This window comes from Maricaulis sp., assembly GCF_015665295.1.
GTDB lineage: Bacteria > Pseudomonadota > Alphaproteobacteria > Caulobacterales > Maricaulaceae > Maricaulis.
Genome location: NZ_JADFAJ010000011.1, coordinates 79,680 through 95,034 on the forward strand (window position 1 = coordinate 79,680; position 15,355 = coordinate 95,034).

A 15,355-nucleotide genomic window follows, 5' to 3' on the forward strand; every position below is an offset into this window, starting at 1 on the left:
TGCGCCCTAACCTTCCCTTCGGTCGATAATTACAATCCCGAAGGGAAGGTTAGATGGCGTTCAAACAAGCCATGGCTGCGTTCGCGCTGGCCACGACGGTGCTCATGCCCGTCACCGCGCCGCTGCTGGCGCAAGACACACACTCCGTTGAGAATCCGGCTGCGCTGGGTTTTGACCCGGTCGCCCTGGCCGATCTGGACAATCATCTCGACACGCTCGCCGCTGCCGGCGCCCGCCCCGGCTATGCCGCGATCATCGCCCGCGGTGAACAGATTGCCTTCCTGTCCGAGGCCGGCGAAGCCGATCTGGACAATCATGCCCCTTTCACCGTCGACACGCCGGTGCGCATTGCTTCCATGACCAAGCCGGTCACTGCGGTTGCGATCATGATGCTGGTCGAGCGCGGCGAGATCGCGCTGCACGATCCGGTCAGCGACTACATCCCGTCCTTCGCCAATGTCCGCGTCGCCGTCTCTCCCATGGCCAATGAGGCCGGCGAGATCGAGACGCGGGCACCGGACACGGTGATGACGATCGAGCACCTGCTGACCCATACAGCCGGGCTGGGCTATATCTTCGAGGCGGAGAGCGATCTGGGTCGGCTCTACCTGGAAAACTCCATGTATGACGGCGAGGGCGACCTCGCCTTCCGGGTCGACCGGCTGACGGCCATGCCGCTCTATACCGATCCCGGCGAACGCTGGATGTATTCCTATGGGCTGGATGTCGCCGGACGGGTGATCGAAGTGGTCTCCGGCATGCCGCTCAACACCTTCTTCGACACCGAGATCTTCACGCCGCTGGGCATGAACTCGACCGGCTTCTTCTTCGAGGACGTCGATTTCTCCGAGGACGAACTGGCGCCGCTCTATATCCATGACGAAGACGGCGCGATGGTGCCGTTCGAATTTGGCACCCCGACCTGGCCGTCCGGTGGCGGTGGTCTGGTTTCGACCGCGTCAGACTATATCCGCTTTGCCATGCTGCTCGCCAATGGCGGCCAGCTCGGCGATGTCGAACTGATGTCGCAGGAGACCTTCGCGATCTTCTCCAGCCCGCATGCGACCGGCGATCAGCTGGGCGAAGGCTGGGATGGCCGCGCCTTCGCGCTCGCCATGGACGTTGTGCTGCCGCCAGAGGAAGGCCAGCGCCCGGCCGGCGTTCCGGGTGATCTGAGCTGGGGCGGTCTCTTTGACACCGACTTCTTCGTCAGCCCGCGCACCGGCACGGCGGCGGTGATCATGACCCAGATCCAGCCCTCGCAGTATCGGCCCGAACCACGCACACTGCGCGAATTCCGGCCGCGAGTGTATGCGAGTTTCGCCTTCGACTGAGGCGGCTGCAAATCGAGCGCCGTCCCGGCGACGGAATGTGACGCGTCTGCTCGTTATACGAAGGCATCGAGCGGCGCCCCTCCCCGAAAAGCCGCACGGATGCTCACGTACCCCCCGAACGTGAACAGGGCCCGCCGAAGTCTCCGGCGGGCCCTGAACGTTTCGGGCAGACAGATCGGAGGCGTCGCTAGCCGAAGATCGTCTGGGCCATGGCCATCGCGATCAGCATCGGGAAGGACAGGAGCGTATTGGTCCGCGAGAACAGCATCGCCGTGCGCGCGGCCTTCGGCTTGGCGTCGGCGTCTGCCTCGACCAGGCCGAGAGCGATCTTCTGGTTCGGCCAGATCACGAACCAGACATTGATCGCCATGATGATGGCCAGCCACATGCCGATTCCGATGAATGAATATTGTGGCGTGTAGACCTCGGCCACGAGTCCGAGACTGAGCACTTCCATCGAGTAGCCGCGCAGGCCGGCCACCATGAGGCCGGTCAGAACGGTGAAGGCGGCACCCCAGCGGAACCAGAACAGGGCCGCCGGCGCGATCACCTTGCCGATGGCCGGCTTCTGCTCGTCCGGAATGTTCGGCATGTTCGGGATCTGCACGAAGTTGAAATACCAGAGCAGGCCGATCCACATGATGCCGGCGACAACATGCGTCCAGCGCGCAAGGCCCTGCCAGAAAGCCCCATCCGGCACGATCGCACCGGACATGACATAGGCGCCCAAATAAAGGGCCACGAGCACGAAGGAGACGATGACCGTCGTGCGCAGATTGCTGAGTATTGCACCCATTGTTTTCCCTCCCCAATCGACAGAATCACTCTGTCAGTGGAGGGAAAATACGGCTTATTCGCGCCTCAGGATAGTGTAGCCGGCCTCACACCCGCTCAGCTCTCATTGCTCTCGCGCTGGACATTGGTGAACAGCAGGATCGGCGCGGCCACGAAGATCGACGAGAAAGTCCCGATCAGCACGCCCCAGATCATCGCAAAGGCAAACCCCTTCAGGGCCGTGCCACCGATCAGATAGAGCGAGATCAGCGCGACCAGCGTGGTCACCGAGGTCAGGATCGTGCGTGACAGCGTGTCATTGATCGACAGGTTGAGCACTTCGGGCAACGGCATGCGCTTGTACTTGCGGAGATTTTCACGGATCCGGTCATACACGACCACGGTGTCGTTCATCGAGTAACCGACAATGGTCAGGATGGCAGCGACGGTGGCGAGATCGAAGGACATCTGGGTCAGCGAGAACATGCCGATCGTGGCGATAACGTCGTGGGTCAGGGCGACGATTGCGCCGACCGAGTACTGCCACTCGAAGCGGAACCAGATATAGACCAGCATCAAGAAAAGCGCGACGCCGATGGCGGTAAAGCCGGAAACGATCAGCTCGCCCGAAACAGCCCCACCGATCACCGTCGTTCCGCGCATTTCGATATCGGGGAAATCGGCCAGCAGCGCATCTTCCAGCGCCTGCCGGGCCGTATTCTGGGCCGCCTCGCCCTCCAGCCCCTCGCCTTCCTGCAAGGGAAGCGAGATCAGGTAGGTCGTACGGTCTTCGCCGGACGCGCCGGCGCCCTGCACCCGGGCTTCACCCAGGTCGAGCGCGTTGGCTGTCGTGCGCAAGCCCTCGATCGAGGTGGTGTTCAGCGCGGCGACTTCGGTCTGGATACCGCCGCGGAAATCAATGCCGAAATTGATGCCTACCGTGGCGAATTCGAACATGGAGAAGACGATGAAGAGGCCCGAGACCGCCAGCGCGATGAAGCGTCCGCGGATGAAGGGGACCTTGGCCGATGTCGGCAGGTATTTGACGAGTGCGAGGGTCATGTCCGTTTCCTCCCCTTAAAGCGGCAGCGTCTTGGGCTTGAACGCCCGCAGCCAGACAACCGCCAGCAGGCGGGAGATCACGAAAGCGGTGAAGACCGAGGTGATGATGCCCACCCCGAGCGTCACGGCGAAGCCGCGCACCGGTCCGGCGCCGAGCATGTACAGCACGGCCGCAGCAATGAAGGTGGTGATGTTAGCATCGAGAATGGCGGCCAGCGCCCGCTCATAACCGGCCTGCAGCGCCTGCACCGGGGTGCGGTTGTTCTTCACCTCTTCGCGGATCCGCTCATAGATCAGCACATTGGCGTCAACCGCCATACCGATGGTCAGGATGATACCGGCAATACCCGGCAGGGTCAGCGTCATGCCAAGTCCGGACAGGCCGCCCAGGATCAGGAAGACGTTGATCAGGAGCGCCGCCGTCGAAAAGACGCCAAACACGCCATACATCGCGACCATGAAGATGATCACCAGGCCAAAACCGATCATCACGGCGAGTTGTCCGCTTTCGATCTGGTCACGTCCGAGCGAGGCCGTTACGACGCGCTGCTCGACCGGCGTCAGGGTCGCCGGCAGCGCGCCGGCATTGAGCAGGATGACAAGCTGGTTGGCAGATTCATAGGTGTAGCCGCCGCCGATCACGCCGGAGCCGGACAGGATCGGCTCGTTGATCCGGGGCGCCGTGATGATCTCGTCATCCAGCACGATCGCAAAGCTGCGGCCACGATTGGCGCGCGTGAGTTCGCCAAAAATGATGGCGCCTTGCGTGTCCAGGCGGAAGCCGACGACCGGACCCACATAGTTCGGGTGGTTCGTGACGTAGGCGCTGTTGAGATTTTCGCCGGTCAGACGTTGACGGGTTTCAACCGCAAGCCAGGCTGTCCCGCCCGTGTCCGCCATCGGAAAAACGGTGACGCCGGGAGGCGTGCGCGCCTGGCCATTCGGGCCGGGATCAACACTGTCATCGACGAGATGGAAGCTCATGGCGGCCTGGGTGCCGACAAGGTCGATAATCGCCTGCGGATCGTCAGCGCCCGGCACCTGGACCAGGACGCGGCGATCACCGGAACGGGCAATGGTCGGGTCAGTCGTGCCGAGCCCGTCGAGGCGGCGACGGATCACCGTGATCGACTGCTCCAGCGTCCGCGTTCGGATCATTTCATACTGTTGCGGCGTGACCGAGATACGGATCGCGCTGAGATCCGATGCGTCCGCCGCAATGTCATACATGTTGGCAAGACCGACCTGGCCAACCCCGGTCGTGACCGGCGCGTTGAGATCGCGGACACGTTCCAGCGCGGTTTCGCGATCCTCGGGACGGACCATCAACACCACGACCTCATCGCCGATCACCGAGACCGAGCGGGCCAGCACGGGCGGTGCTTCACGCAGCGAGGTGCGGATATCCGAGGCCAGCGCTTCGAGCTGGGCATCGCGGACCTCATCCATATCGACTTCAAAGACGATATGCGAACCGCCCTGGAGGTCGAGGCCGAGATTGATCGTCCCTGCAGGAATAAAGCGCCAGATGCCCTTGGGCGTGCGTGTCCCATCCGCCTCATTGATCGTGTAACGGTCGGTTTCCGGCACGAAATTGGGGATGGTGTACATCACGCCGAGCAGCGTGATGAGGAATATGGAAAGCAGTTTCCAACGCCCGAAATGCAGCATGTCAGCGCGGCCTCTTGGTCAGGGACGATCAGGGATGACGGTCAATCGGCTCAGCCGATTTCCTTGTCGTCCTTCTTGGCATCGGTCTTGGAATCATTGGCCGGCTTGGGCGCGGTGCGACCCTTCACATCGGCAATCGTCGAGCGAACGATACGGACCTTCACGCCCTCGCCGAGATCCAGCGTCACTTCCTCGTCCGTCACCTTGGCGATCTTGCCGATCATGCCGCCCTGGGTGATGACTTCATCGCCACGCTTGAGACCGTCGATCAGCGCCTTGTGCTCTTTCATGCGCTTTTGTTGCGGACGGATGAGCAGGAAGTAGAAGACCAGGCCCATCAGGACCAACATGATGATCGAAGAATACTGTTCCATGAGGTAGCGCGCTCCGCGGCTTGTGGGTGCGTAACGCAACGAGAGTGCGAAAACGCCCTGAAATTCGAATGCGCGGGACTATATCGGGACGAGGCCTGGTTGCAACAAGGGTCGGCTGTAGCGGCGCTGCCGGACTGTGTGCTCCAAGGCACACGGGACACGCACCGGGCTCAGCGCAGATAGGACATCGGATCGACCGGATTCACCCCGGAGCGGATCTCGAAATGCACCTGCGGCCGGTCGACCGTGCCGGTAGCACCCGCCTGGGCGATAATCTGGCCCCGACTGATCTGGTCGCCCTCACGGACGAGCAGGCGCGAATTATGGGCGTAGGCAGTCACAAAGCCACCACTGTGGCGAACCAGCACGAGCTGGCCATAGCCGGCGAGCTCGCTGCCGGCATAAACGACCTGACCCGGCGCCGCGGCGCGGACCTCGGCCCCGGTCGTGGCCTCGATATTGATGCCGTCATTGCGCTCGCCATTGGGGCGACGCCCGAAGGACGACAGGACCTGCCCGCGAATGGGCCAGTCAAACCTGGGCGCTCCGGCTTCGGCCGGTGGCGGGGCGTAGCGGTCATTCGGCGCCGACGTCGTCGGAGCGCGCGAAGAGCCGCCCGATGTGGTCGAGGCGACCTGGGCGCCATGCGGCAGGCGTATCTGCTGGCCGACTTCGATCTCGTAGGGCGCACGAATACCGTTATGGCTGGCCAATTGCTGGAAGGGCACGCCGTAGCGCAGGCCGATACGGTAGAGGTTCTCGCCGCGCTGCACGACATGCACCGGCGGTCGCGGCATGGCGATCGTCTGGCCGACCCGAAGCGTATAGGGCGCACTGAGCCCATTGGTGCTGGCCAGGTCCGACATGCTCACGCCGCAACGCTCGGCAATCTCGGACAGGGTATCATTGGTGCGGACGGTATAGCCGGAACCACAATTCACCGAGCCGCCACGGGACGGCCGCGAAGCGCTGCTTGTCGTCGAACCATTGCCGAAGCTGCGATAGTCGACCCGGGCCGGCTCACGCGGGCCGGAAGCACAGGCCGCAAGGCTCGCGCTCACCACCACAAGGAGGCAGATCAGGGACACAGAACGCATTTCGGGCTCGACCTCCGGCAGGAATAGCGGGGTCATCAAGCCAGATAAGGCTTAACCGGCGGTTATCCATGCGCGGTCACGCGCGATCCATGATGCAGATTTAATATGAGGCCGATCCGCGGTCCACGCCGGTCTCAGTTGCCTTGTTCCGGACCGGTGCCGCCGGCCGCGATCTCGGCGAGGCACCATTGCCGGGCATCCTCGACCGAGGCGGCGAGGCGAAACCTGGCGCCCCATTCCTCAACCAGCTCGGCGATCATGGCGTCGCGGGCCTCGCTTTGATGTCCGACGGGCGGCAGGTAGGCAAAGGGGCGCGCCCCCAGCGTGCAGAGAAAATCTTCCCAGATTTCCAGGGAGATACTCTGATTGGCCGGAACTTCCGCGCCCGAGGCATCGACAATGAGCGCCTTCAGCCGGCCACTGCTTATATCGCGCCGGGCCTGCTCCTCGGCCGACGCATGCTCGGTACGACTGGCCAGCCCGACAAGCGTCACGCTGATCAGGCCGTCCCCACCCAGACTCTCGTATACGATGCCCATTTTCTGATCCTATCAGCGTGGCGCCGCCCGCTAAAGGGCGCGTGCCTCACCCTTCACCAGCGGCACGAAGCGAACATCCATGAGGTCGGTTTCGGAGATCGTGTCGCCATCGCGGACATAGCGCACCAGAACCTGGCGGGTCTCGCGATCAACCGGCGCCACGGCGATACCGCCTTCCTTGAGCTGCGCCAGGATGGCATCCGGGCGGGTCGGGGCAGAAGCGGTCAGGATGATGCGGTCAAAGGGGGCCTGTTCGGGCCAGCCCAGCGTTCCGTCGCCGATCCGGGTCACGATATTGGTCAGGCGCAGGCCTTCGAACCGGGCCTCGGCCTCACGTGACAGGGTGCGATAGCGCTCGACCGAATAGACCCGCCGCGCCAGCCGGGCGAGCACGGCGGCCTGATAGCCCGAGCCGGTGCCGATCTCGAGCACCTTGCAGCGATCATCCAGTTTCAGCGCCTGGGTCATCAGGGCGACAATGAGCGGCTGAGAAATCGTCTGGCCGCAATCAATCGGCAGGGCCCGGTCATCATAGGCCTGGTCGCCGAAACGCTGCGGCACGAAGAGATGGCGCGGCGTGCGTTCGAGCGCGCCCATCACCTTGGCATCGGTCACACCGCCACCGCGCAGGCTCATCACGAGCTGGATCATGCGGGGATCAGGCAATTGCATGCGAGACAACCTTCTTGAAACGCCGGGTCGCCGCCCGGGGCGGGATCAGGACTTGGGCGGCACGCCGCCGAGCATGCTTTTCAGATTGCCCAGCGTCTCGCCATGGGTGAGGTCCATGTGCAGCGGCGTGACAGAAATCTTGCCATTATAGATGGCCCGCAGATCGACCCCGTCCGGCGGATTGGACAACAGACCCTTGAAGGCGAGCCAGTAATAATCCATGCCGCGCGGGTCAGTCCGGTGTTCGGCATGCAGGATGTGCTGGTCGCGGCGGCCCTGGCGGGTGACCTCGACCTCCTCGACATCTTCCGGCTTGCGGTCCGGGAAATTGATGTTGATCAGCACGTCATCCGGCCATTTCAGGTCGAACAGGCGGCGCAGGATCGGCGCGCCATACATCTCCGCCGTCTCCCACTGGATCGGATCGTCCTTGCCAAAGCCATAGGCCTGGGAGAGCGCGACCGAGGGTATACCCAGCTGCATGCCCTGCATGGCGCCGGCGACAGTCCCGGAGAAGGTCACATCCTCGGCAATGTTCTGGCCGCGATTGACGCCGGACAGGACGAGATCGGGCTGCTTGCCCGGTATCAGGTCCTGCACGCCCATCAGCACGCAATCGGTCGGCGTCCCCGACACCGACATGCGGCGCTCATCGAAATGGCGCACGCGCAAGGGCGCGTGGAGCGACAGCGAGCGCCCGGCCCCGGATTGTTCCTCGGCCGGTGCGACAATCCACACATCGTCCGACAACTGACGGGCAATCTTCTCGAGAACCTTGAGCCCGTGGGCCCGGATGCCGTCATCATTGGTGAGGAGAATGCGGGGATTGTCTGGGATCATGATCGACCGGTCGCTTGCTGTGTTGGCTTTCGCCTGCTTCTAAAGCAATTCGAGCCAGCCGCCAGTCCCCGGACGCGGTCACAAGTGTGCCAGACAAGCGACAGGCCAGTTCAACACTGCGACGACCACAAGATTGCCGGCATGTCGGACACGGGCGGTGCCAGGGCAGTTCAATCCTGGGGCAGGCCGAAAACACCCAACCGGGCAAGTCGAATGCATCTGCCTGACCAGGCGTGCGATGCACGCTCTTGAGTTCCGTTCCTACGGCGCCGGTTCCGGTGAGAGAGACAAGAATCTTCGAATGCGAGCAATCACCCAAGCGGGTGAGCGCACAACCTCGACCCCGGCGCGACAGGGGTGCCATACGGTAGCCCTTGATCCCGGACATCCACGCGAGGCATTGCATACGTGCCGATGCGACCTCACGCGATGCTGCAGCCGCTTCGACCGGTGGAACGGGACGTCTGTCCTGCCGGCCGGATGGACTCACTGGCAGGGCCGGAAGCCCTTGAATCAGGCTGTAATCGTCTCGAGACCGCCCATATAGGGGCGCAACGCCGCCGGAATGGTGATCGAACCGTCGGCATTCTGGTGGTTTTCCAGCACCGCGACGAGGGCGCGGCCAACCGCGACGCCGGATCCGTTGAGCGTATGCAGGAAGGCCGGACGCTTCTCGCCCTCCTTGCGGAAACGGGCATCCATCCGGCGCGCCTGGAAATCACCGCAGGTCGAGCAGGACGAGATCTCGCGATAACAATCCTGGCTGGGCATCCAGACTTCCAGGTCATAGGTGCGGCGGGCGGCAAAACCCATATCACCGCTGCACAGCTTCATCACCCGATAGGGCAGTTCCAGGAGCTGCAGGACCTTTTCCGCGCAAGCGGTCATGCGTTCCAGCTCGGCATCGCTGTCGTCCGGCGTGGTGATCGAGACCATTTCCACCTTCTGGAACTGGTGCAGGCGGATCATCCCGCGCGTATCGCGCCCGGCCGAGCCGGCTTCCGAACGGAAGCAGGGTGTGTAGGCGGTCATGCGCATCGGCAGATCGCTCTCGGCATGGATCGCATCGCGGACCAGATTGGTCAGCGGCACTTCAGCCGTCGGGATAAGCCAGCGGTGATCCGTGGTGCGGAAGAGGTCATCGGCGAATTTGGGAAGCTGACCCGTGCCGAACATGGCTTCATCTCGCACCATGTAGGGGGGGCTGACCTCTTCATAGCCATGCTCGCTTGTATGGAGATCGAGCATGAATTGCGCCAGCGCACGCTCCATCCGGGCCAGACCGCCCCGCAGGGCAACAAAGCGCGAGCCGGAGATCTCGGCCGCCGTCTTGAAATCCATCTGTCCGAGACCTTCGCCGAGATCGACATGGTCACGCGGCGCAAAATCCATGGCCCGCGGATCACCCCAGCGACGCACTTGCTCATTGTCGTTTTCATCGGCGCCCTGCGGCACATCATCATGCGGCAGGTTCGGCAGGGCAGCGAGATGCTGGTTCAGCGTCTCGTCGAAATGACGCGCCTGCTGACCGGCCTCCTCGAGTACGGTCTTGAGCCGATCGACCTCGCCGCGCAGACGATTGAACTCCGCCTCGTCGCCGGTGGCCTTGGCCTTGCCGATCTGCTTGGACAGCGCGTTGCGCTCGGTCTCGGCATCCTGCTGTTTGCCCAGCGCTTCGCGGCGGGAGGCGTCAAGCTCGATCAGGATCGCGGATTGCGGCGCGAGGCCACGCTTGGCAAGGCCAGCGTCGAAAGCGTCGGGATTGTCGCGGATGAGCTTGATGTCGTGCATGGGTCTGATCCGGTTGGAATGAAATGACGAGGCCGGGCTATAGCCCTGCCCGCGCGCGTCGTAAACCGGATCAGTCCTCTTGGGTCTCGTCTGCGTCGGCACCGGAGGGCTGCATCAGGTGCATGCCGGCGATCGAGAGGAAATAGAGCAGCATCAGGGCGCCACCCAGCGTGATCTGGGAGATCGGGTCCGGCGGCGTCACGAAGGCGGCGAAGAGCGCGATTCCGACGACCGCGAAACGCCAGCCCTTGAGCAGGGTCCTCGCCTTGAGAATACCCGCCTTGGCCAGCAGCATCAGGAATACCGGCATCTGGAAGGACAGGCCGAAGACCAGCATCAACGTGGTGATCAGATTCATGTAGTCGGACACGTTGAGCAGGAGCTCGATCCGGGTGCCGACCAGCTCGGCCGACTGTTCCTGTCCCAGGGAGAACCGCATCACCATCGGCAGGACCAGGAAATAGACGAAACTCACACCCAGTCCGAACAGCACGGGCGACATGGCCAGAAAGGGCGCGAAGGCACCGCGCTCATTCTTGTAGAGGCCCGGCGCGACGAAGCCGTAAACCTGCCAGGCGATGACCGGGAAGATAATGATGATGGAACCGACCAGCGACAGTTTCAGCCGCACGAAGAAGAATTCCAGCGGCGCAAAGAAATTCGCTGTCAGGTCGAGCTCCTCGATGGGAACCCCGCGCACGATGGAAGCCGCATCCCGGTAGGGCAGAAGCAGCCACTGGTAGAGCGTCTCGGAGAACAGGAAACAGCCGACAAAACCGGCCAGCAGGAAACCCATGATGAGGACGAGCCGCGACCGCAGCTCGATCAGATGATCGACCAGCGGCGCCCGGCTCGATTCGACCTCATCATGTTCAATCTCGGCCATGCGGCTCAGCGTCCCTTGATCTCGTCGACGGGCTTTTGCGGCGCCGGCGCGTCGTCGGCAGCCGCCATCCCATCGTCCGATGAAGCCCTATCACCTGTCGCAGCCGCTTCAGCCGCACCGGCCTGTTCGAGGGCGGCCTGCTTGTCGGCCTTCGCCGCCTCAAGCACGGCCTGGTCCTTCTCGACCTGCTTCAACTTGAGCTGACGAATATCGTCGTTCTGCGCGGCACGGGCCGCCTTGCCCAGCTCGCCATGGATCTCGTTGACCGGATTGGACTGCTTGAGGGCCTCGATTTCGCGGCGCAGCTCGGAGAGTTCGGTCTCCCGACCGATTTCCTCGAAACTGTTCTGGAAATCCTTCGCCATGGCGCGGGCCTGCGCCAGCATCTGGCCGACCTTGCGCATCATGACTGGCAATTGCTGCGGACCGACCACGACCAGGGCGAGGACCAGGACCACCAGCAATTCCGGCATGCCGATGCCGGGGCTCATCGCCTAGCTCCCGGTCTTTTCGTCTTCACGGGCCTCGGCATTGAGCGAACCGGCCGCCGTATCCGACGTCGTCTCCTCGCCTTCGCCCTCATCATCCTTGAGCCCCTTGCGGAAGCTGGTGATGCCCTTGGCGAAGTCACCCATGACCGAAGCGATCTTGCCACGGCCGCCGAAAAGCAGCACCGCAAGCAGAACTACCAGAAGAATTTGCCACATACCGGGAGCCATTTGCCCCTCCGTCTGAAACACGCCAATTGGGTCTACTGCGTTTGCCCAGCGCCGTCCAACCCGTCAATCAGGCAGCACCGTCCGGATCGTCATCCCCGTCCATGAAGTCGACGTGGAAGGCGTGCGCCTCCTCATCGCTGAGCGGGTCTTCCAGCAGGTCCGGTTCGACGCTGCGAGTCGGATCGGGAACCGAAAAATCCGGCGGCAGGCGGGCGTCGAGCAGGCCCGCAGCCTTGAGGTCCGACATGCCCGGCAGGTCGCCGATCGACTGCAGCGAGAAATATTCCATGAAGGCCTTGGTCGTGCCGTAGGTGACCGGGCGGCCAGGGGTCCGGCGGCGACCGCGCGGGCGGACCCAACGCAGTTCGAACAGGAGGTCCAGCGTGCCACGCGAGACGGCCACGCCGCGGATCTCCTCAATCTCGGCCCGTGTGACCGGCTGGTGATAGGCAATGATGGACAGGGTCTCGAGCGCGGCCTGGGACAGCTTGCGCGGCTCCTGTTTCACTTCGACCAGCACGTCGGCGAGATCGGGGGCCGTTTCGAAACGCCAGCGTCCGCCGACCTCGGTCAGTTGCACGCCGCGCTCGGCATATTCGGCTTTCAGCTTGCCGAGCAGGTCCTGGATATTGGCTTCCAGCGGCAGACGTCCGATCAGGGTTTCCTCGTCCAGCGGTTCAGCCGCAGCGAACAGGAGCGCTTCGAGGATGCGAAGATTCCGGCGTTCCGTATTCACGGCGAGATGCACGCCCAGCGCGTCGGAAGCCTCGGCATCGGCAGCGACGCTCGGCCCCTGATGGGCGGCGCGCTCGCGCAGCGCCGAGATGGCGCTGGCGATCGCGTCCTGCGGCTCGTCTGTCGTCGTTTCGTCAGTCATCTGTCGCGCCCTCTTGCCCGGCCAGCGACCGCACGAAGAGCGGCGCATAAGCTTCACGCTGCCGCAATCGTGCATGGCCCTCCTTGGTGATTTCAAGCGCGGCCAGCATCGAACTGGCTCGCACCGACCGCATCGGAGGTGGATTGGCGCCCAGCTCCCCGGCCCCGGGAAGCAGGCTGTCCAGTTCTCGCCATTCACTGATTTGCGGCATCAGCGATTCAAGCCGGTCTCTTGCAGTTTCCAGGCCATAAACCCTGGGCGTGGGCGGTCGGTAGACCGAGCGCGCCTGCTTCACCCGCCGACTGGCATAGGCCGACAGGAGGTCGTGCAGATCCGCCTCATAGACAACCGACCGGGTCGCCCGCACGCCTTCCGGCATGCCGCGCGCATGGACATCGGTCGCCAGGAGTGATCGCGCAAACAAGGCTTCGCCCGCTGCCCGCATGGCCTCCAGACGACGCAGGCGAAACGCCAGCGCCGCGGCCATGACCTCGGCCGGCTGGTCTTCTTCCTCCCTGGCCGGCTTGGGCAGGAGGAGCTTCGATTTGAGATAGGCCAGCCAGGCCGCCATCACGAGATAATCGGCGGCCAGGTCGAGCCGCTTCTGGCGCGCCGCTTCCATGAAGCGGAGATATTGCTCGGCCAGTTCGAGGATCGAGATCTTCGCCAGATCGATCTTGCGCTTGCGGGCGAGCGCCAGGAGGAGGTGAAGCGGTCCCTCGAATCCGTCGAGATCAACGACGAGCGCATCGGTCTCGGCATTCTCGGCGGCTTCAAACCGGACGTCTTCCTCGAATTCCTCGTTCACATCATTTCCGCTTCAGCTTGCCCGGATCAGGCCGGAAGCCTGTCCAGACAGTCATTGAGCCGCGATTCGGCCTCGCTCGGGTTGAATTCCTCGATCCCGTCGCGTGCCGCTTCCGCCGCTTCGGCGCGTTCCAGCGCCCGACCGGTCAAGCCTGCGGCGCTTTCGGCCACGCCGATCATCTCGCTCATCTGGCCATTACAGTGCAGCAGCATGTCGCAGCCGGCCTTGAGGGACAACTCACCGCGCTCGCGGAATGTCCCGCTCAGCGCCTTCATCGACAAATCATCGGTCATCAGCAGGCCGTCAAAGCCGATCTCGCCACGAATGACCTTGCCGACCACATCAGCCGACTGGGTGGCTGGCTGGTCGCGGTCGATATCGGCGTAAACAATATGCGCCGTCATCGCCATCGGCGCGTGGTTGAGCCCCTTGAAGGGGGCGAAATCGGTTTCCGACAGCAGGCCGTGCTCTTCCGGAACCACCGGCAATTCGAGATGACTGTCGGCGCGGGCGCGGCCATGTCCCGGGATGTGCTTGATGATCGGCGCCACACCGCCCGCCATCAGACCGTCCATCGCGGCGCGGCCAAGATGGATGATCGGCTCCGGCGTTGTGCCGAAAGCGCGGTCACCGATGATGTCGTCGGCGCCGTCAATCCGCAGGTCGGCGACCGGGGCACAATCGACATCCACACCGATCGTGCGCAATTCGTGCGCCAGCAGGCGGTGATTGATCCGGGTCGCCTCGATCGCCAGCTCCTCGTCGATGAACCAGAGATCGGCAAAGCGCTGCGCCGCCGGCGCGGCGCGCCAGGTCGGGGGGCGGAGGCGGGCAACGCGGCCGCCCTCCTGGTCGATCAGGACCGGGGCGTCACGGCCGACACAGTCACGCAGCTCCAGCGTCAGCCGCGAGACCTGGTTGATGCCCTCGATATTGCGGGCAAACAGGATAAAGCCCCACGGATCGATGTCGCGGAAGAAGGCCTTCTCATCCGGGCTGAGCTTGGGACCACCGAGCCCGTAGATCACCGAGGCTATCGTCATCGGCGCGCCACCAGGCAGTCCTGACCGCGCGATTGCAGGGTCGAGCAAAAGCCGACCGCATCATCGCGATCGGCAAAGGCGGCAATACGCAGGCGGTGATAGGTGCCGCGGCCGTCGATCTCGACCGAAGCGACATCGGGCGCCATGCCGGACGAGATGTCCGGGAAGCGCGTGCGGAAGGCGACCCAGGCAGCCTCGGCATCAGCCTCGGTGCGGAAAGACGCGATCTGGACAACCCAGCTGCCCGACAGGTCAACGCCAATGGTAGCCGTGCCGGCGGCGGCAGCCGGGACCGGATCGGGCTGGCGGGCGGGGGTCCGGACTTCCGGTTCGGGTTCCGGATCCGGCTGGCGCGCCGGGCGCTGCGGTGCCGGGCGCGGCGTGGCGTCCGGCAGGGTATCCGTCTCGACACGGGCGCCACCCGCGGCATCATCGGCATCAACCTGTTCGACGCGCAAGGCCGGCCGGCCAGTCTCTTCCAGCGGTTCTTCCGGCGCCGGACGGACCGAAACCGGATCATCGGTCGTATCATCGCCGGTCAGCCGGTCATAGACTTCCAGATTGGTGTCGGGCGTCGCCTCACCGCCGGGGTCGGCGGGACGTTCCCGATAGGGTTCCTCGTTGGGAATGAGGCGCGGCGCGCCATCGCGACCACTGTCGCGCAGGCCCTGATTATAGGCGCTCCAGACCACGCCAAGGAACAGCACGAAGGCCGCGAGCGCCGTGGTCAACAAGAGCAGGCCGCGACGGGCATCCTCGTCACGCGCATCAAAGGTGGCGAATTCGTCAGCTGGCGGCGCATAGGCCCCGATCCGGCTTTCCTCGTCCTGGTCTGTCATAAATTCCGGTTCTCACACTTGCCCGGCCG

Annotated in this window: 17 protein-coding genes; 1 reads left to right on the forward strand and 16 read right to left on the reverse strand. The window is 63.8% G+C overall.

What is annotated here, in order from left to right; all coding sequences use genetic code 11:
* The first annotated feature begins 53 nt into the window (after positions 1-53).
* Positions 54-1,334: a serine hydrolase domain-containing protein gene (locus tag QZZ02_RS05535; RefSeq protein ID WP_291842904.1), complete on the forward strand. Its 1,281-nt coding sequence runs from the start codon at positions 54-56 to the stop codon at positions 1,332-1,334.
* Between the two features lie 187 nt (positions 1,335-1,521).
* On the opposite strand, the gene QZZ02_RS05540 is transcribed toward QZZ02_RS05535, so the two are convergent.
* The 16 genes from QZZ02_RS05540 to QZZ02_RS05615 all read right to left on the reverse strand — a co-directional run bounded on the left by QZZ02_RS05540 (position 1,522) and on the right by QZZ02_RS05615 (position 15,326).
* Positions 1,522-2,130, reverse strand: a complete 609-nt coding sequence (locus QZZ02_RS05540) for a urate hydroxylase PuuD (RefSeq protein ID WP_291842906.1) — start codon at positions 2,128-2,130, stop codon at positions 1,522-1,524.
* Between the two features lie 95 nt (positions 2,131-2,225).
* Positions 2,226-3,170 carry a protein translocase subunit SecF gene (gene secF, locus QZZ02_RS05545; protein ID WP_291842907.1) on the reverse strand — a complete coding sequence of 315 codons (945 nt, stop codon included), beginning with the start codon at positions 3,168-3,170 and terminating at the stop codon, positions 2,226-2,228.
* A gap of 15 nt (positions 3,171-3,185) precedes the next feature.
* On the reverse strand, positions 3,186-4,841 hold the full coding sequence (gene secD, locus QZZ02_RS05550) for a protein translocase subunit SecD (protein WP_291842908.1): 1,656 nt from the start codon (positions 4,839-4,841) through the stop codon (positions 3,186-3,188).
* Positions 4,842-4,891: 50 nt separating this feature from the next.
* Complete coding sequence (gene yajC, locus QZZ02_RS05555) at positions 4,892-5,215, reverse strand: preprotein translocase subunit YajC (protein ID WP_291842909.1); 324 nt, start codon at positions 5,213-5,215, stop codon at positions 4,892-4,894.
* Between the two features lie 170 nt (positions 5,216-5,385).
* The gene (locus QZZ02_RS05560) at positions 5,386-6,312 is read right to left on the reverse strand and encodes a M23 family metallopeptidase (RefSeq protein ID WP_291842910.1); all 927 of its coding nucleotides are present in this window, start codon (positions 6,310-6,312) and stop codon (positions 5,386-5,388) included.
* 134 nt (positions 6,313-6,446) lie between these two features.
* Positions 6,447-6,851 carry a hypothetical protein gene (locus QZZ02_RS05565; protein ID WP_291842911.1) on the reverse strand — a complete coding sequence of 135 codons (405 nt, stop codon included), beginning with the start codon at positions 6,849-6,851 and terminating at the stop codon, positions 6,447-6,449.
* 30 nt (positions 6,852-6,881) lie between these two features.
* Complete coding sequence (locus QZZ02_RS05570) at positions 6,882-7,523, reverse strand: protein-L-isoaspartate(D-aspartate) O-methyltransferase (RefSeq protein ID WP_291842912.1); 642 nt, start codon at positions 7,521-7,523, stop codon at positions 6,882-6,884.
* Positions 7,524-7,568: 45 nt separating this feature from the next.
* A complete protein-coding gene (gene surE, locus QZZ02_RS05575) occupies positions 7,569-8,363 on the reverse strand; it encodes a 5'/3'-nucleotidase SurE (protein WP_291842914.1) in 795 nt (264 codons plus the stop codon).
* 513 nt (positions 8,364-8,876) lie between these two features.
* Positions 8,877-10,154 (reverse strand): serine--tRNA ligase, encoded by a 1,278-nt coding sequence (serS, locus tag QZZ02_RS05580; RefSeq protein WP_291842915.1) that lies wholly within the window; start codon positions 10,152-10,154, stop codon positions 8,877-8,879.
* A 70-nt stretch (positions 10,155-10,224) separates the two neighbouring features.
* Positions 10,225-11,040: a twin-arginine translocase subunit TatC gene (gene tatC / locus QZZ02_RS05585; RefSeq protein WP_291842916.1), complete on the reverse strand. Its 816-nt coding sequence runs from the start codon at positions 11,038-11,040 to the stop codon at positions 10,225-10,227.
* A 5-nt stretch (positions 11,041-11,045) separates the two neighbouring features.
* A complete protein-coding gene (tatB, locus tag QZZ02_RS05590) occupies positions 11,046-11,531 on the reverse strand; it encodes a Sec-independent protein translocase protein TatB (RefSeq protein ID WP_291842917.1) in 486 nt (161 codons plus the stop codon).
* A 3-nt stretch (positions 11,532-11,534) separates the two neighbouring features.
* Complete coding sequence (locus tag QZZ02_RS05595; protein ID WP_291842918.1) at positions 11,535-11,759, reverse strand: twin-arginine translocase TatA/TatE family subunit; 225 nt, start codon at positions 11,757-11,759, stop codon at positions 11,535-11,537.
* 67 nt (positions 11,760-11,826) lie between these two features.
* Positions 11,827-12,636 (reverse strand): SMC-Scp complex subunit ScpB, encoded by an 810-nt coding sequence (gene scpB / locus QZZ02_RS05600; RefSeq protein ID WP_291842919.1) that lies wholly within the window; start codon positions 12,634-12,636, stop codon positions 11,827-11,829.
* Entirely contained in the window at positions 12,629-13,444 is an 816-nt protein-coding gene (locus QZZ02_RS05605) for a ScpA family protein (protein ID WP_291842920.1), read from the reverse strand. The genes scpB and QZZ02_RS05605 overlap by 8 nt, the downstream gene beginning before the upstream one ends.
* 26 nt (positions 13,445-13,470) lie before the next feature.
* Positions 13,471-14,487: a beta-N-acetylhexosaminidase gene (nagZ, locus tag QZZ02_RS05610; RefSeq protein WP_291842922.1), complete on the reverse strand. Its 1,017-nt coding sequence runs from the start codon at positions 14,485-14,487 to the stop codon at positions 13,471-13,473.
* Complete coding sequence (locus QZZ02_RS05615) at positions 14,484-15,326, reverse strand: SPOR domain-containing protein (protein ID WP_291842923.1); 843 nt, start codon at positions 15,324-15,326, stop codon at positions 14,484-14,486. The genes nagZ and QZZ02_RS05615 overlap by 4 nt, the downstream gene beginning before the upstream one ends.
* Positions 15,327-15,355: the final 29 nt, after the last annotated feature.